Origin of the sequence: Comamonas sp. wu1-DMT (assembly GCF_040187805.1) — a bacterium.
In the GTDB taxonomy this organism is placed as follows: Bacteria; Pseudomonadota; Gammaproteobacteria; order Burkholderiales; family Burkholderiaceae_C; genus Comamonas; species Comamonas thiooxydans.
The window spans coordinates 103,391-128,001 of record NZ_JBANEM010000013.1 but is presented as its reverse complement, the minus strand read 5'-3'; the positions used below and the strand labels follow the sequence as shown (position 1 = coordinate 128,001).

17 protein-coding genes and 1 pseudogene are annotated in these 24,611 nt (G+C 65.0%); 10 read left to right on the top strand and 8 right to left on the bottom strand.

Features of this window, described 5'->3' with window-relative positions:
* Positions 1 to 202: 202 nt before the first annotated feature.
* From recC to recD, 3 genes are read left to right on the top strand one after another with little or no spacing between them, the layout of a single operon-like run.
* Positions 203 to 3,790, top strand: coding sequence for an exodeoxyribonuclease V subunit gamma (recC, locus tag V8Z78_RS18750; RefSeq protein ID WP_314353083.1), 3,588 nt, complete (start codon positions 203 to 205; stop codon positions 3,788 to 3,790).
* Positions 3,787 to 7,596: an exodeoxyribonuclease V subunit beta gene (gene recB / locus V8Z78_RS18745; RefSeq protein WP_046461457.1), complete on the top strand. Its 3,810-nt coding sequence runs from the start codon at positions 3,787 to 3,789 to the stop codon at positions 7,594 to 7,596. Before recC ends, recB begins: the two co-directional genes overlap by 4 nt.
* On the top strand, positions 7,593 to 9,686 hold the full coding sequence (gene recD / locus V8Z78_RS18740) for an exodeoxyribonuclease V subunit alpha (RefSeq protein WP_314353084.1): 2,094 nt from the start codon (positions 7,593 to 7,595) through the stop codon (positions 9,684 to 9,686). Before recB ends, recD begins: the two co-directional genes overlap by 4 nt.
* 221 nt (positions 9,687 to 9,907) lie before the next feature.
* Here the strand turns inward: recD and V8Z78_RS18735 are convergent, their stop codons facing one another.
* The gene (locus V8Z78_RS18735; RefSeq protein ID WP_280008006.1) at positions 9,908 to 10,321 is read right to left on the bottom strand and encodes a VOC family protein; all 414 of its coding nucleotides are present in this window, start codon (positions 10,319 to 10,321) and stop codon (positions 9,908 to 9,910) included.
* A gap of 44 nt (positions 10,322 to 10,365) precedes the next feature.
* Positions 10,366 to 11,025 carry a glutathione S-transferase gene (locus V8Z78_RS18730; RefSeq protein ID WP_046461455.1) on the bottom strand — a complete coding sequence of 220 codons (660 nt, stop codon included), beginning with the start codon at positions 11,023 to 11,025 and terminating at the stop codon, positions 10,366 to 10,368.
* A gap of 115 nt (positions 11,026 to 11,140) precedes the next feature.
* Between V8Z78_RS18730 and V8Z78_RS18725 the strand changes: the two genes are divergently transcribed.
* From V8Z78_RS18725 to V8Z78_RS18710, 4 genes and pseudogenes are all read left to right on the top strand, one after another.
* Positions 11,141 to 11,542 carry a hypothetical protein gene (locus tag V8Z78_RS18725; RefSeq protein ID WP_046461454.1) on the top strand — a complete coding sequence of 134 codons (402 nt, stop codon included), beginning with the start codon at positions 11,141 to 11,143 and terminating at the stop codon, positions 11,540 to 11,542.
* Positions 11,543 to 11,681: 139 nt separating this feature from the next.
* A complete protein-coding gene (locus tag V8Z78_RS18720) occupies positions 11,682 to 12,197 on the top strand; it encodes a copper chaperone PCu(A)C (RefSeq protein WP_003065656.1) in 516 nt (171 codons plus the stop codon).
* 127 nt (positions 12,198 to 12,324) lie between these two features.
* Positions 12,325 to 13,219 (top strand): annotated as a pseudogene (locus V8Z78_RS18715) (PhaM family polyhydroxyalkanoate granule multifunctional regulatory protein).
* 72 nt (positions 13,220 to 13,291) lie between these two features.
* Entirely contained in the window at positions 13,292 to 14,542 is a 1,251-nt protein-coding gene (locus V8Z78_RS18710) for an FIST signal transduction protein (RefSeq protein ID WP_003065653.1), read from the top strand.
* 212 nt (positions 14,543 to 14,754) lie between these two features.
* On the opposite strand, the gene V8Z78_RS18705 is transcribed toward V8Z78_RS18710, so the two are convergent.
* The 5 genes from V8Z78_RS18705 to V8Z78_RS18685 all read right to left on the bottom strand — a co-directional run bounded on the left by V8Z78_RS18705 (position 14,755) and on the right by V8Z78_RS18685 (position 20,149).
* The gene (locus V8Z78_RS18705; RefSeq protein WP_179627198.1) at positions 14,755 to 15,909 is read right to left on the bottom strand and encodes a CMD domain-containing protein; all 1,155 of its coding nucleotides are present in this window, start codon (positions 15,907 to 15,909) and stop codon (positions 14,755 to 14,757) included.
* 15 nt (positions 15,910 to 15,924) lie between these two features.
* Positions 15,925 to 17,388 carry an NAD(P)-binding domain-containing protein gene (locus V8Z78_RS18700; RefSeq protein WP_280031769.1) on the bottom strand — a complete coding sequence of 488 codons (1,464 nt, stop codon included), beginning with the start codon at positions 17,386 to 17,388 and terminating at the stop codon, positions 15,925 to 15,927.
* Between the two features lie 204 nt (positions 17,389 to 17,592).
* The gene (locus tag V8Z78_RS18695) at positions 17,593 to 18,603 is read right to left on the bottom strand and encodes a Bug family tripartite tricarboxylate transporter substrate binding protein (protein WP_256629635.1); all 1,011 of its coding nucleotides are present in this window, start codon (positions 18,601 to 18,603) and stop codon (positions 17,593 to 17,595) included.
* A 209-nt stretch (positions 18,604 to 18,812) separates the two neighbouring features.
* Positions 18,813 to 19,217 carry a YXWGXW repeat-containing protein gene (locus V8Z78_RS18690; protein ID WP_003059306.1) on the bottom strand — a complete coding sequence of 135 codons (405 nt, stop codon included), beginning with the start codon at positions 19,215 to 19,217 and terminating at the stop codon, positions 18,813 to 18,815.
* A gap of 200 nt (positions 19,218 to 19,417) precedes the next feature.
* Positions 19,418 to 20,149 (bottom strand): helix-turn-helix domain-containing protein, encoded by a 732-nt coding sequence (locus V8Z78_RS18685; protein WP_349731891.1) that lies wholly within the window; start codon positions 20,147 to 20,149, stop codon positions 19,418 to 19,420.
* Between the two features lie 110 nt (positions 20,150 to 20,259).
* Between V8Z78_RS18685 and V8Z78_RS18680 the strand changes: the two genes are divergently transcribed.
* Complete coding sequence (locus tag V8Z78_RS18680) at positions 20,260 to 21,060, top strand: hypothetical protein (RefSeq protein WP_349731890.1); 801 nt, start codon at positions 20,260 to 20,262, stop codon at positions 21,058 to 21,060.
* A 105-nt stretch (positions 21,061 to 21,165) separates the two neighbouring features.
* A complete protein-coding gene (locus tag V8Z78_RS18675) occupies positions 21,166 to 23,118 on the top strand; it encodes an MFS transporter (protein WP_349731889.1) in 1,953 nt (650 codons plus the stop codon).
* A 10-nt stretch (positions 23,119 to 23,128) separates the two neighbouring features.
* On the opposite strand, the gene V8Z78_RS18670 is transcribed toward V8Z78_RS18675, so the two are convergent.
* Positions 23,129 to 23,821: a DUF3047 domain-containing protein gene (locus tag V8Z78_RS18670; protein ID WP_012836807.1), complete on the bottom strand. Its 693-nt coding sequence runs from the start codon at positions 23,819 to 23,821 to the stop codon at positions 23,129 to 23,131.
* 269 nt (positions 23,822 to 24,090) lie between these two features.
* On the opposite strand from V8Z78_RS18670, the gene V8Z78_RS18665 reads away from it, so the two are divergent.
* Positions 24,091 to 24,597: a hypothetical protein gene (locus V8Z78_RS18665; RefSeq protein WP_314353087.1), complete on the top strand. Its 507-nt coding sequence runs from the start codon at positions 24,091 to 24,093 to the stop codon at positions 24,595 to 24,597.
* Positions 24,598 to 24,611: the final 14 nt, after the last annotated feature.

Sequence of the window (24,611 nt, the reverse complement as noted above, 5' to 3'; positions counted from 1 at the left end):
TCTCATTGCAGCCTCGGAATGTCCGCGATGGGCTGTTGGTAATAAAAGTAGAGCGGCTTGCGCTTTTCTTTGCTTGATTTCAAGGCGTTTCAGCTCTAGTTTGCTTTATGGATAAGCGCAACCAGCTTTTCATTTGATAGCGCCTGCATGCTGCCGTTAAGCTTGCAGCTTTCATCGTGCACAGACAGGCACAGGAGCGCGTGTGACAGCAGAGCAGCAATCAAGGGCGTCGCAACCGGCAGCTAACTGGCAGCCGGGCCTGATCGCCATTCACGGCAACCAGACCGAGGCGCTGGCCGATACCGTGCTGGCCTGGCTGGCGGCGCATCCCTTGCAGGCGCTGGAGCCCGAGATCGTGCTGGTGCAAAGCAACGGCATGGCCGAGTGGTTCAAGATGCGCATGGCCGAACAGCAGGGCGTGTGCGCCGCTGCACAGGTCGAACTGCCGGCGCGCTTTGTCTGGCGCAGCTACCGGCAGATTCTGGGCAGGCATGAGGTGCCGCGTGAATCGCCGCTGGACAAGACGCCCATGATCTGGCGCCTGATGCGTCTGCTGCCGCAATGCCTGGGCGAGCCTGCGTTCGCACCGATTGCCAACTTTCTGCGCCCTGGCGAGCCGCAGCGTCTGCTGCAGCTGGCCGAAAAGCTGGCCGACCTGTTCGACCAGTACCAGATCTACCGCGCCGACTGGCTGGCCGCCTGGGAGCAGGGCGAGGATGTGCTGCGTACAGCGGGCCGCCCCGACGAGCCAGTGCCCGAAGGGCAGCTCTGGCAGCCCCAGCTGTGGCGCAAGGTGCTGGCCGAACTCGATGAGCAGGAGCGTGCCGCCACCCGCCCGGCCCTGCTGGCGCGGATTCTGGACGCGCTGCAAAGCGGTCAGCCGCCCGTCACGCCGCTGGCGCGCCGCGTGGTGGTGTTCGGCATGAGCCAGATGCCGCTGTCTTTGATGCAGTTTTTGAGCGGCATTGCCCAGCACAGCCAGGTGCTGATTGCCGTGCCCAACCCCTGCCGCTTTCACTGGGCCGATGCCATCGACGGGCGCGAGCTGCTGCGCCAGCAGCGCCGCCGCCATGCCGACAAGGGCGGCAAGGATCTGGCGCAGATTCCGCTGGCGGCCATGCACGCCCATGCCCATCCGCTGCTGGCGGCATGGGGGCGGCAGAGCCGCGACTATGTGCGCCAGCTCGATGCCTTCGACACCACGGGCGACACGGCCGTGCAATGGGGCTGGCCGCGTGTGGATGTGTATGACGAGGCCGACGCGAGCGAGCTGATCGACGCACCGCTGCTGGTCCAGGTGCAGCAGCGCATTCGCGATCTGGTGCCCATGTCGGAGCACCCTGCGGTCGAGATCGCGGCGGCCGACCAGTCCATCGTCTTTCACAAGGCCCATGGCCTGGTGCGCGAGCTCGAAGTGCTGCACGACCAACTGCTGCAATGGCTGGCCGAGCCTGCCGCTGCGGGCCGCGCTGTGCTGGCGCCGCGCGAGGTGGTGGTCATGCTGCCGTCGATCGAAGAGGCTGCGCCCGCCATCCGCGCCGTGTTCGGCCAGTACGGTCGCCACGATGCGCGCCATATTCCGTTTGATATCGCCGACGTGGGCGCGCGTGCCAGCAGTCCGCTGGTGACGGCGCTGCAATGGCTGCTCAAGCTGCCGCAGCAGCGTTGCCGTCTGAGCGAGTTGTGCGACCTGCTCGATGTCCCCGCCGTGGCGGCGCGCGTGGGTCTGGCGGCAGACGATCTGCCCCAGCTCACGCACTGGATGGCCGGTGCGGGCATTCGCTGGGGGCTCAACCATGCACAGCGAGCACAGTTGGGCCTGGCGGCCTGTGGTGATCCCAACAGCGCCTGGTTCGGCCTGCGCCGCATGCTGCTGGGCTATGCCAGCGGGCCGGCGCTGGAGGCCGCCTTCGACGAGGCACAGGTGTTTGCCGGCATGGAGCCCTATGACGAAGTGGGCGGCCTGACAGCCGAGCTGGCCGGGTCGCTGGCCAGCTTGCTGGGGCGCATGCTGCAGTGGTGGCAAACGGCTGCTACGGCTGCGGCTCCCGAGGTCTGGGCCCAGCGTTTTCGAAGTCTGATGGACGACTTCTTTGTCGCGCAGGGCGATGAAGACCAGGCCTTGTGCGCCGCACTCGACACGGCCCTGGTCGGCTGGCAGGCTGCCTGCGAGCAAGCGGGTTTTGAGGCCCTCATTCCGCTGGAAGTGGCACAGGAGGCCTGGTTGCAGGCCCTGTCCGAGCCCGCGCTCAACCAGCGTTTTCGCGCCGGCGGCGTGACTTTCTGCACGCTGATGCCGATGCGCGCCATCCCCTTCGAAGTGGTGTGTCTGCTGGGCATGAACGATGGCGACTACCCGCGCCGCGCCACGCGCGTGGACTTCGATCTGATGGCCTTGCCCGGTCAGCAGCGCCCCGGTGATCGCGCGCGCCGCGACGATGACCGCCAGCTGATGCTGGATGCCTTGCTGTCGGCCCGCAGCAAGCTCTATATCAGCTGGGCCGGCCGCCATGTGCGCGACAACAGCGAGCAGCCCCCCTCGGTGCTGGTCTCGCAGCTGCGCGACTATCTGAGCCAGGGCTGGCAGGGTGAAGGCAGCGCAGGACTTTCCGCCCGCGAGCGAGGGGATCTGCTGCTGGCCCAGCGTACCCGCCAGCATCCTTTGCAGCCCTTCAGCCGCCGCTATTTCGAACAGGCTTCGGGCCTGTCGACTTTCGCACGCGAATGGTATGGCGCGCATGAAGAGCGGGCCGTGCAGGTGCTGCCTGTTGTGGCTGCCTTCGAGCCCGATCCCGAAGTGCCGCTGACGCTGGCGCGACTGACGGAATTTCTGCGCCATCCCGCACGCAGCTTTCTGCGCAATCGCCTGCAGGTGCGCTTTGAGCAGGACGAGGAGCTGCTGGAGGACGACGAGCTTTTCAGCGTCGATGGCCTGACCGCCTACGGCCTGATTCAGCAGCTGCAGCAAGGCGTGCGCACGCAGCTGGCGCATGATGCGGCGCTGGACGTGGGCCTGCAGGTGCAACGCCAGGTGCAGCGCCTGGGGCGTGCCGGCGTGTTGCCGCTGGCAGGTCTTGGCAGGCGCGAGGCCGATGTCTTGCAGGCCCAGGCCACGCCGTCGTTGCTGGCCTGGCAGCAGCAGATGCGGCTATGGCCCCATGCGGCGCCGCGTGAGCGGCTGTTGCTGCACTCCGGTGCGGTCACGCTGGATGACTGGATGGATGGCTTGCAGGAGCGCGAAGAGCCGTCTTCGGATGCGGGCCACAGCCGCTGCTGGTTTGCGCTGGAGCCGCGCACGCTGCTGAACAAAAAGCGCGAACTTCAGGCCTACAAGCTGCTGCCCGTTTATGTGCGCAGTCTGGCGCTTTCAAGCACGGGCAGCGACACGCTGATGTGCGTGATCGCACGCGACACCCTGGTCTGGGTGCAGCCGCTGGAGCCGGAGGCGGCCACGCAGCGCTTGCAAGCCTTGATGCAGCTGTGGCTGGCGGGCCAGAACGAGCCCTTGCCGCTGCCTCTCAAAAGCGCCATCGCAGCCGGCCTGGACGATTTGAGCGTCGCCGCACAGGCCTACGAGGGCGGCTACATGCTGGGCGGCGAATGCGAAGACCCCAGCTGGGCGCGCTGCTACCCCGACTGGGAGGCACTGACGGCCGATCTGCGCTTCCACGTCCTGGCCAAGCAGGTCTATGGCCCGCTGCATGACTGGCTGGCTGCGCAGGTGCAGACCGAGGATCTGCCCTTGTTGCATCGCGCAGACCAGGACGAACAACCAGGAGAGCCGGCATGAGCACGCCCGCCAACCCCATGAAGCCCGGCAGCCAGGCGCTGCAGCCCCTGCATTTCCCGCTCTGGGGTTCGCGCCTGATCGAAGCCAGTGCGGGCACAGGCAAGACCTGGACCATTGCCGCACTCTATCTGCGGCTGGTATTGGGCCATGGCGCAGAGAACGGCTTTGCCCGGGCCTTGATGCCGCCCGATATTCTGGTCATGACCTTCACGCGGGCCGCCACGCGCGAGCTGTCGGACCGCATCCGTGCCCGCTTGATCGAGGCCGTGCAATGCTTTCGCGGCGAGGCCGAACCGGCGGCGCACGACAGCTTCTTGCGCGACCTGCGCGATGCCTATGCCGAAGGCGAGCTGCGCGACACAGCTGCCTGGCGGCTGGACATGGCTGCGCAGTGCATGGACGATGCCGCCATCCACACCATAGACGCCTGGTGCCAGCGCATGCTGCGCGAGCATGCGTTTGACAGCGGCAATCTGTTTGATGAAACGCTGGAGGCCGATGAAAGCCAGCGTCAGACCGAGGCTGCACAGGATTACTGGCGCCAGCAGTGTTATCCGCTTTCGGGCGAGGTGCTGGAGGCGGCGCTGCAGGTCTGGCCCGATGTGCAGGCCCTGGTCAAGGATATGCAGTCGCTGCTGCGTGAAAACATAGCCGCCACGGCGGGCGCCGGAACCTTGGGTGAATGCATTGCGCAGACCCAGGCTGAGCGTGCTCAGCAACTGCGAATGCTTGGCGATGGCTGGGAGCAAAAAGCGCAGCAATTGGAAGACTGGCTGGACGGCCAGTTGGCCACCAACAAAAGTGCTTGGAATGGTTTGAAGCTCAAGCCTGCCAACTACAAGAACTGGCTGAAAGCTTTGCGGGAGTGGGCTGCCGCGCCGCACGATGGGCTGGCGGCGGCGATGAAGACGGGTGCCACCCGTTTGGTGCCTGCCGGGCTGGATGAAGCGCGCAAGGGTGATGCGCAGGTGGAGCTGCCTCCCGCATCTGCCGAGCTGGAGCAACTGCTTCAGGCCCTGGCCCAGCTGCCTTCCCTGCATGTGGCGCTGCGCCTGCATGCGGCAGTCCACGTGCAGCAGCGCCTGCTGTGGCTCAAGCGCCAGGCCGGCACTTTCGGTTTTGCCGATATGCAGCAGCGCCTGGATGCGGCTCTGGCTGGCGACAACGGCCCCGCGCTGCAAGCCGGCATCCTGGCCCAGTACCCGGTGGCGCTGATTGACGAGTTCCAGGACACCTCGCCGCTGCAATACCGGCTGTTCGACCAGATCTACCGCACGGCAGACAACAGCGCGGGCAGCGCACTGCTGCTGATCGGCGACCCCAAGCAGTCCATCTACGGCTTTCGTGGTGCGGACATCTACAGCTATCTGCAGGCCAGGCAGGCGACCGAGGGCCGCCACTATGTGCTGGACACCAACTTCCGCTCCACCGAGGCGCTGGTCGATGCGGTCAACCAATGGTTTGTGCAGGCTGAAGGGCGCGAAGGTGAGGGGGCGTTCATGTTCCGCGCCGGGCAAAGCAATCCGCTGCCGTTCGAGAGCGTCAAGGCCAATGGCCGCAAGGAGCTGCTGATGCAGCGCAGCCAGCGCATGGCCGCACTGACCATTGCCTGGGATGGCAGCAGCGATGAGCCGCTGAGCAATGACGACATCCGCCGCCGTGGGGCGGAGTTCTGCGCCAGCCAGATCGTGCAGTGGCTGATGGACGGTGCCACGGGCTTTGCCGAAGCCGGCCAGCCGCTGCAGCGCCTGCGTCCGGCCGATATCGCGGTGCTGGTGCGTACTGGCAAGGAGGCCTCAGCCGTGCGCCGCGCACTGGCGCGGCGCAATGTGGCCTCGGTCTATCTCTCCGATCAGGACTCGGTCTTCGCCAGCGGCGAGGCGCAGGATCTTCTGCTGTGGCTGCGTGCCGTGGCCGCGCCTCTGGACGGACTGGCCGTGCGTGCCGGTCTGGCCACGCCCATGATGGGTCTGTCGTTTGACGAGCTGGCCTGGCTGGCCAGCGATGACGAGGCCTTCGATGCGCGCAGCGAGCTGCTCAAGGAACTGCACAGTCTCTGGCAGCGCCTGGGCGTGCTGGCCATGCTGCGCCAGACGCTGTACCGCTTTGAATTGCCGGCGCGCTGGCTGAAGGACATGGGCGGCGAGCGCCGTCTGACCAACTATCTGCACCTGGCCGAGCTGCTGCAAGGCGCGAGTGCCCAGCTGGAGGGCGAGCAGGCGCTGATCCGCTGGCTGGCCACCCAGATCGAGAGCCCGGGCGCGGCCGGCGATGCACAGATCGTGCGGCTGGAATCGGATGCTGATCTGGTCAAGGTCGTCACCGTGCACAAGAGCAAGGGGCTGGAGTACCCACTGGTCTGCCTGCCGTTCGGCGGCAGCTTCCGGCCTGTGGACGGCAAGGCGGCCTATCTTTCGCTGCCCGTGCAGATCGATGGCGCACCCGCGCGCGAGCTGGTGCTGGACTACGACGATGCACAGCTGGCGCAGGCCGACAAGGAACGCCTGCGCGAGGATCTGCGCCTTCTCTATGTGGCGCTGACCCGCCCGCGCCATGCACTGTGGATGGGGTTGGCCCCCATGAAACGCGGCAACAGCAAAAACTGTGTGAACGAACAGGGTGCGGCAGGCTATCTGCTGGCCGGAGATGTTTCTCAGGCCGCAGCCAGCTGGCGCGCCAGCATACAGGCCCTGAGCGAGCGTTGCATGGAGATCGCCGTCGTGGATCTGCCGGCCGAACTGCCCCTGGCCTCGCGCTATGTGGCCGCGCAGGCCTTGCCCGCCCTGGCCGCCGCGCCCGTGTACGAGGCGCAGTTCGACCGCCGCTGGGGCATTGGCAGCTTTTCGTCGCTGACCCGCGCCATGGCCGCACCCAGCCTGCCAGTCCTGCCGGTGGCCGCACAAAGTCCCGCCGAGGACGAGCGTGCGCTGCAGGCCCAGGAAGCGGGTGAAGCTGCGCTGGACCTGGGCGTCATCAACGACGTCATGACTGCCCTGCCCAACTTGACCAGATTCGCCGCCGGTGCGCGCAGCGATGCTGCGGTGTGGCACCGCTTCATGCGCGGCCCGGTGGTGGGCAATTTCCTGCACGACCAGCTGGAATGGCTGGCCGCAGAGGACTTTGCGCTGCTGCCCGAGGATGATCCTGGCAACAGTGAACCCCTGGCGGCCCGACTGCTGCGCCGCTGCGAGCGCGCGGGCCGCAAGGAGCAGGCCGCCGATGTGCTGCAGTGGCTGCGCGCCGTGGTGCACCAGCCGCTGGCGCCGCTCGGCGTCTCGCTGGCGCAATTGGGCGAAGGTGATGCGCTATTGCCCGAGATGGAGTTCTGGCTGCCGGCGCGGCGCCTGTCGGCACCTCGTATCGACGCGCTGTGCCGCCGGCACATCCTTGCCGGCCAGCCGCGCCCGGTGCTGCCCGAGCGCGAGCTGCACGGCATGCTGATGGGCTTTGCCGATCTGGTGTTTCACCATGGCGGCCGTTACTGGGTGCTGGATTACAAGACCAACCACCTGGGCCAGGACGGCGCGGCCTACGCCCCTCAGGCGCTGGAGCAGGCCATGCTTGAGCACCGTTATGACGTGCAGGCTGCGCTGTATCTGCTGGCTCTGCACCGCCTGCTGCAAAGCCGGCTGGGCGCGGCTTACGACCCCCGGGAACAACTGGGCGGCGCGCTCTATTTCTTCCTGCGCGGTCTTGATGGCGAGGCCGCCGGCATGCATGTGCTGAAGCCGCCGCTGGCGCTGCTGGACGGGCTGGAGGCGCTTCTTGGAGATAACGAGAAAGAATTGAGGGAGGAGCAGCCATGAAGGGCCGCCGCAAAGCCGATCTGCAGACGCTGGACCTGTTTGCAGCCCCCGCGGATGGCGACACGATTGCATTAGGCACGACGGACTGGCTGGCCGCGCTGGAGCGACTGGCCGACGCGGGCCTGCTGCGCCGCCTGGACAGCGCCCTGGCGGCCTTTGTCGCCGCGCAGGACGCAGAGGCCGGACCTGAACTGCTGGTGGCCACCGCCGTGCTGGCGCAGATGGAGGGGCGCGGTCACAGCTGCCTGCCCTTGAAGGCGCTGGCTGGCGATCCCAATCAGATTCTTGCCTGGCCCAAAGAGGCAGAGCGCTTGCAGCAATCGCTATGGGAGCAATTGCCCGGCCGGTTGGCTGACTGGCTGCAGGCCCTGCGCCGCAGCCCCGTGGTGCGTGTCGTGCAGCCGGGAACGGTAGTGGCAGACCGAGGTCAGCCGCTGGTGCTGCTGGACGGCGCTGCGCCCTTGCTGTATCTGCGCCGCTACTGGGACTATGAGCGCAGCGTGGCCACCCATATGGCGCAGCGTACGGCGGCCGATGCGGTGGTGCTTGACGAGCCCAGGGTGCGCGAATGGCTGGGGCGGCTTTTCAGCTCGTCTGCCGCTGCCGCTGCTGCAAATGCGGTGGACTGGCAAAAGCTGGCTTGCGCGCTGGCGCTGCGGGGGCATATGTCCGTCATCACCGGCGGGCCGGGCACGGGCAAGACCTATACCGCGGCCCGCCTACTGGCGCTGCTGTTTGCTACGGCGCCGGATGCCGCGCAGCTGCGCGTCGCGCTGGCTGCGCCAACCGGCAAGGCGGCGGCGCGGCTCAAGCAGTCCATCGATAGCTCGCTGCTGGAGCTCAAGGAGGCCGTGGGCCGCGAGCTGGATCTGGAAGCGCTGGTCAAACGCATGGGGGCGGCACGCACCCTGCATTCGCTGCTGGGGGCCAGGCCTGACACGCGGCGCTTTGCCCACCATGCAGGCAATCCGCTGGATGTGGATGTGCTCATTGTCGATGAGGCCTCCATGATCCACCTCGAGATGATGGCCGCACTGCTGCAGGCCCTGCCGCCTACGGCGCGCCTGATTCTGCTGGGCGACAAGGATCAGCTCGCCTCGGTGGAGGCTGGTGCCGTGTTGGGCGATCTGTGCCGCGATGCGCAGCGGGGCAATTACGCGCCGGACACCGCGACCTATGTCGAGCGCGTGACGGGCCAGTCCCTGCCTGCACAGTACCTGGCGCCGGCCAGGGCCTTGCCGCTGGCTCAGCACACCGTCATGCTGCGCGAGAGCCGTCGCTTTGGCGGCCCTATCGGTCTGCTGGCACAGGCCGTGAATGCCGGCGATGCACCTTCTGCCATGGCGCTGCTGCGCACGCAGACCCAGGCCGGCCCGCATGCCGAACTCTGGGCGCGCGAAGGCGGTGAGGTCGAGGCCGTGGTGCGCAGCGCCGTGCAAGGCCGTGGCGGCATGGCCAGCTATGCCGCCTATGCCGAGGTGCTGGCACAACATGGGCAGGGCAAGGGACGCGGCTTTGCCACCGAGGCCGAGCACCAGCAATGGGTGAGGGAGGTGCTGGCCGCCTTCGACCGCTACCGCCTGCTGTGCGCCGTGCGCGACGGCAACTGGGGCATGGCGGGCCTGAACCGCGCGGTGGAGCAGGCCTTGCAGGCCATGGGCGCCATACGCAAGGAAGGCGAGTGGTATATGGGTCGTCCGGTGATGGTCACGCGCAACGATGCGCAGCTGGGCGTGTTCAACGGCGATATCGGCATGGCCCTGCCCAGCTTTGCCGACCCGGCGCGGCTGCGCGTGTACTTCATGCAGGGCGAGCAGCTGCACCATGTCAGCACGGCGCGCCTGGCCCATGTGGAGACCGCATTTGCCATGACGGTGCACAAGAGCCAGGGCTCGGAGTTCGAGCACACGGCGCTGGTGCTGGCCGCGCAGGGCGGCAATGTGCTCAGCCGCGAGCTGGTCTATACCGGCATCACGCGGGCGCGCAAGGCGTTTTCGCTGTGGACCGAAGTGCCCGGCCTGCTGGTGTCGGCGATGGGCAGTCCCACGCAGCGCAGCAGCGGTTTGCTGGGATTCATGGAACGTGCGTAGTAGCCTAGGGGTGAGGCTCTGCTTTGATAGCAGTGACCGCAATCCAGGTAACACTGGAGGCCGATTTCGCTCAACCTATAAAGGTTTCCCATCCGGCTTTGCTCGAAGTGATGAGCCAGTGACACTGGCGCAGTCCAAGCGCGAGACGGCCAGCTAGGGCCGCCCCGCAGCCAAGGTCGTCGTCCCCCTTTGGGGGAAGACGCGAAGCGGCTCAGAGGGGATCAGTGTTCGTAAACCGCGTCCCAGTTGGTAAATCCCTTGACCTCGATCGGATTGCCGCAGGGGTCGGTGAAGAACATGGTCCACTGCTCTCCGGGCTCGCCTTCAAAGCGCACCTGCGGCTCCAGAATGAAGGTGGTGCCGGCGGCTTTGAGGCGTTCGGCCAGGGCCAGCCAGTCGGGCTTGAGCAGGATCACGCCCAGATGGGGCATGGGCACCATATGGTTGCCGACCTTGCCGGTGTTGCTCACGGCAAAGGGCTGACCCAGATGCAGGGAGATCTGGTGGCCAAAGAAGTCGAAATCGACCCAGGTGTCGGTGCTGCGACCCTCGCGACAGCCGAGCACGCCGCCGTAGAAACGGCGGGCCTGGTCGAGATCGGTCACGTGGTAGGCAAGATGAAAAGCGCTTTGCATGATGGGCCCAAGCGTAGCATCACCGGGCCCGTACCCGGCACGCTTCAGCGCGCAGCCTTGGCCTGCATGCGTGCCATCAGCTCCTCGGTGTTTCGCTTGCGGTCGGCGTTGACCTTCTGCACCGTGGGACGCTCGCTCATGCGCGCCAGATAGTCGCGCACCGGCAGCTCGGCCAGCAGATCGCTGCCGCCCAGGATCTTGCTGGCGCTGCTGACCAGCGGCAGATGCACGATGGCGCTGCAGTCGGCCAGCGTGAAGCTGTCGCCCGCGATGAACGGGGTATCGAAGCGGGCCAGCTTGGCAAAGGCTGCGATGTTCTTTTTCAACTGCTCCAGCGTCTTGTCGCGTGTGCCATCACTGATCTTGCCGCCGAAGAAGGCCTGGGGATAGAGGTTGCGCGCCACCAGCTCCAGGTGCAGGTTCAGATAGACGCAAAGCTCACGCACCTTGGCGGCAGCAAAGGGGTCTGCGGGCAGCAGCGGCACCTTGTTGGACAGTGTTTCCACATATTCGATGATGGCGTCGGACTCGCTGATGGCGCCATGCTGGGTGCGCAGATACGGAACCTTGCCCAGCGGAGATTCCTCGGGGTTGGTGCTGCCCAGCCAGGCCAGCTCCTCGGCGAAGGGAATCTGCTTTTCCATCAAGGCCAGCTTGACCTTGTTGTAGTAGTTGCTGGCCGAAAATCCGCACAAAGTCAGCATGCTTGTCTCCTGATCGGTGGTTGTGAATAGGTATACGTGGCCAGTTATCGTAGAGGCAAGTGGCGCAAGCCCTGCGTCGCCAACCGGATAGCGGGCCGGCTTCTACAATCGCTCCATGCATTGGCGCGCACACCCTCCTCGGCACAAACCGGCAGCCCTTCTGGTTCGCAGGGTGCTGGGTGCGTGGTTCTGCGTGCTGCTGGTCAGCATGCTCACGCCCTGGGCGCGCGCCACGCCGCCTGCCGGCTGGGAGGCTGTGTGCACGGCCAGCGGCAGCACACACTGGGTGCCCAGCCCCGCCAGCGACGATGCCGCCACCCCACATGGACTGGATTGCGCGCTGTGCCTGCCGCTGCTGGCGCCGCCGCCAGCGCAGCAGCCAGATCCTGGCAGTCACCGCGCCGTTGTCGATGCCCGGCCCTGGGCCGATGTCGCTCACAGAGCTTTTGTCTCCACCCTGCCGCCCGTACGTGCGCCGCCCTTTGAAACCCTGAAAAACATAGCTGAGGGCGCTTGATGGTCAAGCGTCTCAGATCGATTTGAGATTGACACGACTTATGCAAATCGGGCTCAAGCAAGGGCTTGGTTTCAAGGGGACCATCTTGATGCACTCTTGTTTGCGTAAGTCCAGACTGAATTTGAATGGAGATGGTTTCATGAATACGCGTCGTTTTACCGTGATGGCCCTGGGTTCGCTGGTCGCTTCGCTGCTGGTTTCGGGGGCCGCCTGGGCCCATGCCGATGCGGCCCATGTCAAGGTCGAGAACGCCTGGGCCCGCGCCAGCGTGGCGGGTCAGCAGGCTTCGGGGGCCTTTATGCGCCTGACGGCCCAGGAGCCGCTCAAGCTCGTGGGTGTGGAAACTACGGCCGCCGCCGTGGCCGAGGTGCACGAGATGAAGATGGAGGGCGATGTGATGCGCATGCGCGCCATCGAGGCCCTGGATCTGCCTCAGGGCGTGGCCGTGGATCTCAAGCCCGGCGGCTATCACCTGATGCTGCAGCAGCTCAAGGCCCCGCTGGTCAAGGACAGCCAGGTGCCCGTGACCCTGGTGTTCAAGGATGCCAAGGGCGCAGTGTCGCGCCTAAGCCTGCAACTGCCGGTGCGCGTGGCCGCCCCTGCGGCGGCCGGTGCCGGGCACCAGCATATGGGTCATGGTGCTCATCAGCATTGATGACTTGAGCCAGGCGCGCGACCTGCTCCCTTGTTTGCAGCAAACATCGCAAGTGCAGTAAGCTAGTTCCGCGTCCGGTCTTGTCCGGATGCGGATTCTGGTATCCATCCCTGCAGTGGAGAGCACTATGAGCGGCGACGCATCGGCATTTGGTTTCGGCAAGTTCATTCCCGGCTTTGATTTTCTGCAGGGGCTGGCGCAAAGCGCTGGCGCTGCGGCCAATCCCATGGGCCGCGTGCCGCAATGGGTGGCTCCCACCGTAAGCGTGGAAGAGGTTGACAAGCGCATTGCCGAGCTGAAGGCCGTGCAGTTCTGGCTGGAGCAAAACAGCCGCGCCCTGGCTGCCACCATCCAGGCGCTGGAAGTGCAGCGCATGACGCTGTCCACGCTCAAGGACATGAATGTCAGCATGAGCGAGCTGGCCAAGTCCTTTCCTTTCCCTGGTGCAGCGCCGGCAGAGCCCGCAGCGACCGGCAATGCCGGCTGGCCCATGGGAAGTGCCACGGCCACGGCCAAGGCTGCGGTTGCAGAGCCGCTGGCAAACCCTGCGCCCGAGCCTGAAGCACAGGCTGCGGCGCAAGAGGAGCAGAACCATGCCAAGGCTCAGGCAGAGCCGCCTTCTCAGGCTGCCTTGAACCAGGCCATGCAATGGTGGGGAGCGCTGACCCAGCAGTTCCAGCAGATTGCGGCCAAGGCCATGGCAGAGCCCGTTCCGCCCGAGACGCTGGCCGCTGCCCAGCGCGCCACCGAGATGGCCAGCGGTTTTGCCAAGTCCACCATGGAAAAGGTGATGGCACAGGCAGGCGGTTTTGGCGCTGCAGCTGCGGCAAAAACTGCGGCGACAGGTGCGGCAAAGAGCGCCGCGGCAGCCGAGCCCAGGCCTGCACGCAAGGCGGCGGCCAAGACCGGTCAACCCAAAACGGCAGCCAGCAAAACGGCAGCCGCTAAAAAAAACTGCTGCCAAGCAGCCTGCCGCCAAAAAGACTGCAGCCAAAACCTCTGCTACCTCGCGCAAGCCCTGAGCAATCCCTTCCCGCTAAGGTGGAAAATCGTGGTTGCAAGGCATCCACGCTCCAGCAAGAACAGGAGGGCTTATGTCACTGTTTCCCGTCGCTCATGCCAGCCATGAAGACTGGCGCGCTGCGACTGAGCAAGTCGTGCTGCAGCTGCGTGGGCAGTTGCTGCGCCAGTCACTGCAGCCGCACCGGCTGGGTCTGGTCTATATCGCGCAGGGGCTGGTGCCCCATGCGCAGCCCTTGCTGGCGCTGCTGGCGCGCGAGTTGCCCCAGGTCACCGACTGGGTGGGCAGCTCCGGTCACGCCGTACTGGCCATGGAGCACGAGTATTCCGAAAGCTCCTCGCTGGCGGTCATGCTGCTGGACCTGCCGGCCGCCCATTACCGCGTCTATTCCGGCGTGGCACCGCTGGCGCAAAGTGGCGCCGAAGCCGGATTCGAGGCGCATTCGGCCCTGGTGCACTCCAGCATCGATCAGCCTGATCTCGCTGAGTTGCTGCTGGAGCTGTCCGAGCGCATCAGCTCTGGAAATCTGTTCGGGGCGCTCAGCAGCGAGCAGGGCGTGCAGTTCGCCTGTCGTGCCGAAGACCTGCCCCGGTTGAGGGCGCAGGCCAGCGTCGGCATTTTTCATGCCGGCTTTTCCGGCGTGGCCTTCGATGCCGATGTAGCCTGTATCTCAAGACTGGCCCAGGGCTGCGCGCCCTTGGGCGCGGGATTGGAGATTACTGAGGCCAGAGGCCCGGTGGTGCTGGAGCTCGAAGGCGAGCCCGCCTTGCCCCGACTGCTGCAGATGCTGGATGTGGAAGCCAGCCCCAGCGCCGGAGGCGGCTGGCAGGCTGCGCTGTCGCAACTGCGCAAGACCCAGGCCGCGATTGCCCCGCTGGGCCGGGGTCTGGAGCGCGGGGCGCTCACCGACGAGGCCCAGGTGCTGCATATCGTGGGGCTGGATCCGGTGCGCCAGGGCGTTGCGCTGTCGTCGCCCGTGGAGGCCGAGCATACGGTGATCTTCTGCCAGCGCCAGAGCAGCGCGGCCCGTCATGAGCTGATGCAGATGGGCGCGGCCCTCAAGGACGCGCTGCAGCCCGACTTTGCCGACGCAGGTCCCGAGACCATGGCCGAGGCGGCCCAGCCCCAGCATATACGCGGTGCGATCTATGTGAGCAGCAAGGGCCGGGGCAGCGAGCTGTTTGGCGGAGCCGATGCCGAGCTCAAGCTGCTGCGCCATGCGCTGGGGCCGGTGCCTCTGATCGGCCTGGTGGCCGAGGCACAGCTGATGGATGCGCATGTGCATCAGCTGGCCGGCGTGCTGACGGTGTTCACCGGTAAATAGCCTGAAATTTGATAGCTGTTAGCGCTTGATTCAAATGGTTTTCAAAATCAATTGACTCTGAAGCACCGAATTAATTGGCACAAGCAGCTATCAAAAAAAAGTCGCCCCAAAAACTGGCGCTGCCTGAAATCAGCGATGCCGAGCAAGAGCCGCGTCGCGGCGATGGCATCGTCCCCCTCCGCGAAGCAGAGAGGGGGAAGCGGCGGGGCCGCTCAGGGGGTGGAATACAGTTCCACGCCCAGATTCAGCATCAGGCGATTGGCCCAGCCGAACAGGGCGGCCGAGTGCAGCATGTCCAGAATTTCCAGATCGGTCAGACCTGCATCGCGCAGCGGCTGCAGATTCTGCGGACCAAAGCCGCCCGGCGCACGCGTCAGTGTCAGCGAAGCCTGGATGATGGCGCGTTCGCGGGCATTGGTGCCGGCGGTTTCGGGCTCGTCAAACAGCTGGGCCATCACATCGTTGCGCTTGGCCAGCTGCTCGAAGCGCTGGGCATGCACCGAAGCGCAGTACACGCAGCCGTTGGAGCGAGAGACGGCCGTGGCCGCCACTTCGCGCTCGGCGCGGGACAGGCCGCCGGGCGCATACATGATGGCGTTGAAGGCCTGGGAGCGCTCCAGCAGCACCTGGGGCTGGCGGGCCAGCAGCAGATAGAAGTCCATGCTCTTGGCCTTGGGGTGGCTGACTTCCAGTACCTGCTGCTGCTCGGGCGTGGCGGTGTCGGGGTCCAGCACCTGCAGCCAGGCCTTCCAGTCCAGCGTCTCGCTGGTAAAGCCGTTGCGGCGCAGCGGCTCGCCGGGCGGCGGCAGGTTGGCAGGGTGGACAAAGGGCGCGGCATCGACAGGCTGGGCGGCAGGCGCTTCGGTCACGCCGCCCAGCTCGCCCATGGCCTTCACACCCGCCAGCAGGCGGGCCTGATAGGCCACAAAGCCGATCAGCTGGGCCAGCAGCACGGTGTCGTTGAGCGACAGGCCGGCGGCCGGAATGGCCAGCAGCGCAGCCTGATCGCTCTGGGCCGGGTTCAGGGCCAGCGTGCGCACAAAGTGCAGCATGGCGTCCAGGCGCGCATTGCCGGTCTGGGCGCCGGGCTGATCGAGGATGGAGCGCAGCTCGGGCGTGATGGCGTCGCCCAGGGCCTCGGCGCGCGCACGGTATTCGGCTTCCAGCACGGTCACGCCGCTGACGCGGGCCTGCTCGGCAGCCAGCACCAGGCGCTCGGCCTGGGTCAGCGCGCTGTCCAGTTGATTGCCCAGCAGCAGGTCTTCGCAGGCCTGGGTGGCCAGAGCGACTTTTTCGCGCTCGTGGCGGGTGGTGAATGTGGGGCTGCCTTGCTCAAGGCCGGCCAGTCGGTCTATGGTGTCTGTCATGCGAAGTCTCGTGATTTAGGGTTGCAGCTGGCGGATGCGCGAAGCGCTGTCGGCTGCGGTCCATTCTGTGCCGTCCAGTTCGGGCTCGGCATAGGCCTTGAGCTTGTCGAAGTGCTGCTCGATATCGTCCAGATAGAACAGCGAGGCCAGGCCCTGGGCCAGCTTGCGCGCCCCATCGCTGATGGCGGGAATATCGCCCGACACCGTGCCGTGCGAGAGCGCAGCGGGGTAGCAGAAGCAGTGAATATGGTCGAGACCGGGTAGCTCGCCCTGGAACTCGAACAGCGGTCCCAGATCGGGCGATGCCGACAGCTCGGCATCCTCATCGGCGGCCTCGGGCGTGAAGCGGCTGTTCCACAGCTTTACATGCGGCGCGATGTCGGCAAACTCGGGACGCAGGCTCCAGTCGATGGCAAAGCCCGTAGAGACGATGAGAAAGTCCAGCACGAACACGCCGGCCGAGGTCTGCACCTGCAGCTTGTTGCCCGCTTTTTCCACACTCTGCACGGCGCAACCCAGGTTGAAGAAGGCGTTGTCATGGCGCGAGACGCGCAGCGTGCTGCCGTGCGGCGGCGGCACCTGCTGGGCGTTGATGTAGTGGCGGATGCGCCATTTCCAGGCATCGGGCAGCAGATACTGGCCGTGGGTCAGGCCGGGCACGCCCGAGCCCTTGGACTTGTTGATCAGCGGCAGCTGCTGGCGGCGGATCAGCATGTCCACGCTGGCCGCGCCGTTTTCGAGAGCCGTCGCCGCGCTGTCCATGGCCGAAGCCCCGGCACCGACCACGCCCACATGCTTGCCCGCCAGCGTGGCGTAGTCCATGGCATCGGAGGAATGGGTCCAGAACTTCCTGTCCACGCCCCGCATGAAGGCGGGAACCGTGGCGCCGCCCAGGCCGTCGCGGCCCGTGGCCAGCACCAGGCGGCGGGTTTGCCAGGTGGCGGTCACGCCATTGGCCTTGACATCGACTTCCACCACGCCATCGGCCTGCGGGCGCACGGAAACGACTTCGTGGCCGTTGCGCACGTCGGCGTTGGTCACGCGGCGGTACCAGCGCAGATAGTCCATCCACTGCAGGCGCGGGATCTTGTCCAGCACTGTCCAGGCATCGAGACCGAACTGGGCGATGAACCAGGCGCGAAAGGACAGGGCTGCAACCCCCATGGCAGGGCCGGTCAGCTCCTTGGGCGAGCGCAGGGTTTCCATGCGCGCCGTGGTGGCCCATGGGCCTTCGAAGTCTGGCGCAGACCTGTCCAGCAGCACGGGCTTGATGCCGACCTGCTGCAGCGCCATGCTGAGCGCGAGACCGGCCTGGCCGGCGCCGATGACGAGCACGTCATGCACCGGCAGTCCCTTGCGCGTGGAAGGGGGAATCCAGGCCTTGGCAGGCCAGCCCAGAGTGACGAAGTCGTCACGCAGGCGTTCTTCCAGCGTTGCCAGTCCCGATGTGGTGGCTGTCGTAGAAGGTGAAATTGACATAGCTAAAACCCAAAAGCGCCTGAGGCTTGAGCCGCAGACGCATCAAACAAACACCGATAACTTAACACTGCTTGAACTCGAAGCAGGACCAAGCGAGAGACACCGAGGAAGGGCCTGGGCGGCCCCGCACCGAGGGTGTCGTTCCTCTCCCTTGGCGCGCAGCGCGTAGAGAAAGGGGGAAGCGGCAGGGCCGCTCAGGGGGTGTTAGTCAATACTGATTTTGGCATCCTTGACCACCTTGGCCCATTTGATGCGATCTTCGTGCACGGTCTTCTTGAACTGCTCGGGTGTCTCTTCGCGGATGGTGTTGCCCTGGGAGACAAAACGCTCGCGCACCTCGGGCTGCTTGAGCACGTCGTTGACCGCCAGGTTGAGCTTCTTGACGATGACCGGGTCCGTGCCCTTGGGCGCGAAGATGCCGAACCAGATGGAGCTGTTGAAGCCCTTGGTGCCGGGCAGGCCGCTGGCGGCAATGGTGGGCACTTCCTTGACGGCTTCCACGGGCTTGGCCGTGGTCACGCCCAGCAGGCGCACCTTGCCGGCCTTGTAGTGGCTCAGCACGGTCTGCACCTGGTTCATGATGCAGCAGGTCTCGCCGCGCAGCACCGAGGTGATGGCTTCGGGGCCGCCCTTGTAGGGCACATGAACCATGTCCAGGCCCAGACGCGAGTTGAACTCGGCGAATGCCATATGGGTGCCTGCGCCATTGCCGGTGGAGGCGTAGTTGTACTTGCCGGGATGGGCCTTGACCTCGTCAACGAACTCCTTGAGGTTCTTGACGTTGATCACATTGGGATTGATGGTCAGCACATTGGCCACGTCCACCAGCGGTGCGACGGGCACAAAGTCGGCCTCCACGTCGAAGGGTAGCTTTTTGTAGAGCGCGGCATTGCTGCCATGGGTGGCGGCGGTGCCGAAGTAGATGGTGTAGCCATCGGGCTTGGCGCGGGCCACGAACTCGCTGCCGATATTGCCGGCGGCGCCGCTCTTGTAGTCAATGATCACGGGCTGGCCCAGGATCTTGCCCAGCGGCTCCTGTGCCACGCGGCCGATCACGTCCACACCCGAGCCGGCGTTGAAGCCCATGATCATGGTGATGGGCTGATGCGGATAGCTGGCGGCACCGGGATCGGCCGCCTGGCTGGCCAGGGGAAACAGGGCGGCGGCCGCCGTTGTGGCAACAAGACCGGAGATGAAACGGGGCAGCAAACGCATGATGGGACTTGTCCAGAGGAACCTTGAATGCTGTGAATTGTGTCCGTAATTTAATGATTTGCTTCTATATGCTTATGCAGCATTAAGCTTGTGGGGTTAATGCAAAAAAGCCCAGATCTCTTGCGAGACATGGGCTGAAATCCGCTGGAAAGTGATGACTCGGAGGGCCAGCGGAGGGAGCTATCAGGGCTTAAAGCTTCAACAGGCTTTTAGCGGCGATAGGGGTTGTGGGGGTTGCGGTCATGGCGGTTGGGCACACCGTCGCCATCCCTGTCCCAGCGGCTGGCGCGGTAGTCCCAGCGGTTGCCGTGCTGTACCCAGACGGGCTGGCGGTACACATAGCCAGGGCGGTTCTGTACCCAGTGGCCGGCGCGCCAGACATGGCGATGGCCGCGCGGCTCCCAGTAACCCGGAGCCCAGACATAGCCACGGCGCGGAGCGGGCACGGCTTCATAGCGGACCGGGGGCGGTGCGTTGAACTGCACGTTCACATAGGCGCCCTGGCTGGCACCCGCCCAGTAAGCGCTTTGGGCCTGTGCGCTGCCGGCAAAGCCCAGCAAGGCGAGTGCGCCTGCGGCAGCGACGGTATGGATGGTGTTGCGGATTGTCAGCATATACGCCTCCTTCATGGGTAGCGGGCTGTCTGTGGGTCCAGGCATCCCTTGGGCTCCATGTTGGAAGGCCAGCGTCAACCGCGGGTTGCCGCTGTGCGAAGTCTTGCAATCTTGTGTGTCTGTTTGGTGAAGAATGTACAAAACAGGCGGATAACGCAGATGCAGCAAGCGCATTTAGCTACATATTTTGGAGTGACAGTCTACCGGCGCAAGGCCGCAAAGGCGGGCAGCTCCCATTTGCGCATGCCCAGCACCAGGGTGTAGCCCTCGATCTTGTTGGGCCCTAGGCGCTGATCCTGCAGATGCTGCTGCGAGAAGTCCTGACCGATGCGCTGGATGCGCTCCACGAAGCTGGGCGCCAGGCTGGGGGCGATGGAGCCGTGCACCAGCAGCATGGTCTCGTCCTCGCCGGCAAAAGTGCCGCCAAAGTAGTCCAGCACGGCGTTCTCGCGGAAGAAGTCCATCACCGGGCCGTTGGTCTGCCAGCGGAAGGTCTTGGCCAGGCGCAGCTTGTAGCGGTTGCCAGGACGCAGCTCGATGATGCCGATGCGGTCCAGTTGCGCCAGATAGCCTATGCCCTCGGGCTCGCTGATGCGGTAGGTGGCGACTATCTGCTCCAGCGTCCACTGGCTGAGCAGGCAGATGGCCGTGAGCAGCAGCTTGCGGTCGGCAACCACGGCAATCTCCTGCTCGCGCGTGATCTGCTGCAGCAGCGGCCGACTGTCGGCCACATTGCGGGCCAGATCGGCAAAGTCCAGGTGCAGGGCACGGCAGATCTCGTCGATGCGCGACAGCGGCATGTCGCCCTTGGCCAGCATGCGCTTGACGCTGGATTCGGCCATGCCTATGGCCTGAGCCAGGTCGGCATAGGTCATCTGCGCGGCCTTGAGTTCTTTCTTGATGGCGGTGACGAGATCGGCAGTCGTGCTCATGGTATCGGTTGGTAGTACTGGCAGTGCAGCGGTATGGGGCAAGTTTAGAAGATTGATGCCGCTGCTTCGGCGGGTTTCCATACTGCGCGGCAATCACACAAGGAAGCGCCATGCAACTGCATACCTCATCGATCACGACCGTGGAAATGACGAACCCCGAGACCTCGGGCACGCTGGAGCAGCGCTTTGCCTTGTTCGGGGGCATGGCCTTGCTGTTCACGCTGGCGCTGCTGATGCCTGGCATGGCTCAGCCCGAGCATTACCACGCCTTTGCCGACCGGCGCGGCTGGCTGGGCGTGCCGCATGCGGCCGATGTGTTGAGCAATCTGGGGTTTGTGCTGGCGGGACTGGCGGGCTGGGTCGCACTGGCGCGTGCCGACTATCAAAAGCTCAACGGCACGGCGCGTGCCCTGTGCGCCCTGTTCTTCACGGGCCTGCTGTGCTCGGGGGCAGGGTCTGCGTACTATCACTGGGCACCGCAGGATTCGAGCCTGGTCTGGGACCGGCTGGGCATGAGCCTGGCTTTCGCCGGCTTGCTGGGCCTGGCGGTACAGACGCGCATTGACGACATCAGCGCCCGCATCACTGCCGGAGTACTGCTGGTGGCCGCACCTGCCAGCGTGGCGGTCTGGGCGCAGACCAGCAATGTGCTGCCCTGGGTGCTGGTGCAAGGCGGCGGCATGCTGACTCTCCTGTGGCTGGCCTTTGTGGCACCGCGTCGTCATGCGCTGCCCATGGAGCTGGGCTGGGTTCTCGGCTTGTACCTCGTTGCCAAGCTGCTGGAGTTCTCGGACGGCGATGTCTTCGATGTGACCGCGCACTCAATCTCCGGCCACAGCCTCAAGCACTGGATGGCCGCCGCTGCCGCATGGCCTGTGCTGCGTGCCTTGCTCCAGTGGCGCGAGTCGTAATATTCATAGCGGCTGGCGCATGTTCATCAAGCGCCAGCGGCATAAAACCTACAAAAAAATCCGGGCAAGTTGGCACAATGCCAGCAGCGCCACAGGGAGAGATCCATGAATTCCACGCCGACCGTGCACACGGCCGCCGCTGCACAGCAGCATGCCCACCCCAACCAGTTTGCCCTGTTGGGCCAGCGCCGCTTTGCGCCGTTTTTCTGGACGCAGTTTGCCGGTGCGGGCAATGACAATCTCTTCAAGTTCGCCTTCACGGTGATGGTTACCTATCAGCTCAGCGTCTCGTGGCTGCCGCCTTCCATGGCGGGCCTGGTGATCGGTGCGCTGTTCACCCTGCCTTATCTGCTGTTTTCGGCCACTTCGGGGCAACTGACCGACAAGTGGGACAAGACCCGCATGTTCCGCCTGGTCAAGAATCTCGAGATCGCCATCATGTTGATCGCGGCCTGGGGCTTTGTCCAGGCCAATGTGCCGGTGCTGCTGCTGTGCGTGTTCCTCATGGGGCTGCACTCCACGCTGTTCGGCCCCGTCAAGTTCGCCTATCTGCCCCAGGTGCTCAACGACCGCGAACTCACGGGCGGCAACGGCATGGTGGAGATGGGCACTTTTGTCGCCATCCTGCTGGGTCAGGTCGCCGGCGGTCTCTTGATTGCCGTGCCCGAGGTCGGCCATATGCAGGTCGCCATGGCCTGCGTGGCCGTCGCGGTCGTGGGCCGCATCTGCGCGCAGTTCATTCCCCATGCGCCGGCGACCGATCCGGGCCTGGTCATCAACTGGAACCCGTTCACCGAAACCTGGCGCAACCTCCAGCTGGCACGCCAGCAGCCCGTGGTGTTCCGCTCGCTGCTGGGCATCAGCTGGATGTGGTTTTTCGGCGCGGTGTTTCTCTCGCAGTTCCCCAGTTTCGCCAAGGAGGTGCTGCATGGCGACGAGCATGTGGCATCGCTGCTGCTGGTGATCTTCTCGGTAGGCATAGGCATCGGCTCGCTGCTGTGCGAAGTGTTCAGCCGTCGCCAGGTGGAGATCGGCCTGGTGCCGCTGGGCGCGATTGGCATGAGCGTGTTTGCGATTGATCTGTTCTTTGCCACACGCGCGCTGCCGCTCTCCGAGCTGATGGGCGTGAGCGCCTTTTTTGGAGAGGCCAAACACTGGCGCGTGATGCTGGATCTGGGCCTGCTGGCGCTGTCGGCGGGCATTTACAGCGTGCCCATGTATGCGCTGATCCAGATGCGCAGCCAGCCCACGCACCGCGCGCGCATCATCGCGGCCAACAATATCCTGAACGCGCTGTTCATGATCGCCTCGGCCGTGCTGGCCGGTGCCCTGCTGGCCGCAGGTTGCAGCATTCCCCAGGTGTTTCTGATCACCGGCATTGCCAACGCCATCGTGGCGCTCTATGTGTTCCTGCTGGTGCCCGAATATCTGCTGCGCTTTGTGGCCTGGGTCATCACCCACTTTGTCTACCGCTTCAAGGTGCGCGGCGACGAGCATATTCCGCGCGATGGTGCGGCCGTGCTGGTCTGCAACCATGTGAGCTTTGTCGACGCCATCTTGCTCATGGCGGCCAGCCCGCGCCCCATCCACTTCGTGATGGACCACCGCATCTTTCAGACGCCGGTGTTGGGCTGGCTGTTCAAGCTGGCCAAGGCGATCCCGATCGCGCCGCACAAGGAGGACCCTGCGACCTATGAAGCCGCGTTCGCACGGGCCGCAGAGGTGCTGCGCGAGGGCGATCTGCTGGCCATCTTCCCCGAGGGCGGCATCACCTTCAATGGCGAGCTGCAACCCTTCAAGGGCGGCATCATGAAGATTCTCGACCATGCGCGAGACGACGGCCTGCAGGTTCCCGTCATTCCCATGGCGCTGACCAATCTCTGGGGCTCCTACTTCAGCCGCATCGAGCTGCGCGGCGGCAGGAATGTGGCCATGGTCAAACCGCTGCGCCGCGGCCTGTTCAATCGCGTGGGGCTGGAAGTGGGCGAGCCCGTGGCGGCTGCCTCTGTCACGCCGGCCCTGCTGCAGCAGAACGTGGCGGATTTGCTCCGGCGTTGAGGCGGAAAGATCAGGGCAGGAGCCGGATATCACCCATGTAGGCCAGTCCTTCGCCATGGGTGTTGTCCGAGTCTGCCGAGACGGTGACGCCGATGATGGTGGGCATGGCCTGGGACTCGTCGCCAAAGGCGTGCAGATAGTCGGACGCCAGGTTGCGCTGTTCCGCCACCCACTGGCCTTTGTGCGTGCTGCCGCTTTGCAGCACGATATAGCGCATGCGATGCGTGAACGCGTTGTGCATGACCGTGCCTGTGGGTTGCTTGTTGTCCCAGACATAGCACAGCGTCTCGGCCGGAATATCCTCTCCGGTGCTGATTTTTCCCAGGCGCAGCTTGGCCCGTTCACCAAAGCTCAGCTGCGATTTGTCAAAGTCGAATGATATGCAGAGCTTGAGCGCCGCATCGTCACCGGCTCTGGTTTTGATATCGGCCTTGTCGATCAGCTGATCCACGCGCCAGCGCCACTGCAGTTGCAGATCGGGCGAAGCAGTCAGGTGCAGCGTGTGAACCATATTGCCATAGGCGTCCTGTGTGCTCACGCGCAGCACATGCCCGCCATCCTGGTCCACCACATTGAAGGCCGTCGGGTTCTTGTTGGGCAGGGTGGCAAAGTGCCAGGGCCCTCCCAGAGGGCCCGGCGGCATCTGCGAAAAAGCAGGAATGCTGCTGCCCTGCGCCAGTGCCGAGACAGCTAGCGTGGACATGGCCGTGGCGAGCGCTGCTGCAAGCCGGCTTTGCCGGCGTGAAGGTTGGTGCAGGGCGAAGGTCTGAGAGTGAAGCCGCATGGATTGCCTGATGATTTTTGAAAGTTGTGGGCGCGGGAGTGGGGCAAGATGTGCAAGCTGCAGCCGGTTTGAGGGCTGGTAGTGGGCGGTAAGTATCGCTTCTCGATACTGCGAGACCTGCCGCTTGCTGATTTTGACAAAACACAGGGCCGAAGTTTCGGGCGCATTGATGATTCGTTCGTCGCCGCATGCAAATCGCGGCCCATTTCAACAACCACCGGGAGCCATTTGTGATCAACGTCCTGACCTTTATCCGTCCTCTTCGCAACGGCCTGTGCGCCCTGGGCGCGGCCTTTGCCTTGCTGGGCGGCAGCGCAGTCCACGCCCAGAGCGAAGCCTCTCTGGTGCTGTCGGCCCTGCCTGTGGCATCGGTGGTTGCAGCGGCATCGGGTGGCGCTTCGGAGGAAGTCGTGGCAATCCCCCTGTTTCTGTCGGCGGCAGGTGCATCCGTGATCGTTGAGGCCGTGGAAAGCAGTGCCACAGGCGTGACCTATGTGCTCAAGAATGTGGCCGACGGCACCTCGGCCGTGGTCAAGGTCTCCGGCCAGGCCGCAGGCGCGCTGTCGGTCGGCGTGGGCACGGTGGTGCAAACCAGCGCCACAGTGGCCGGCGTGATTCTGTCCACGGCAGGCAAGGTGCTGGCCTTCATCCCCAACGAAATCGGCAAGGCGCTGATGCACAACGAGCGTCTGTAATTCAAGAAGCTGGA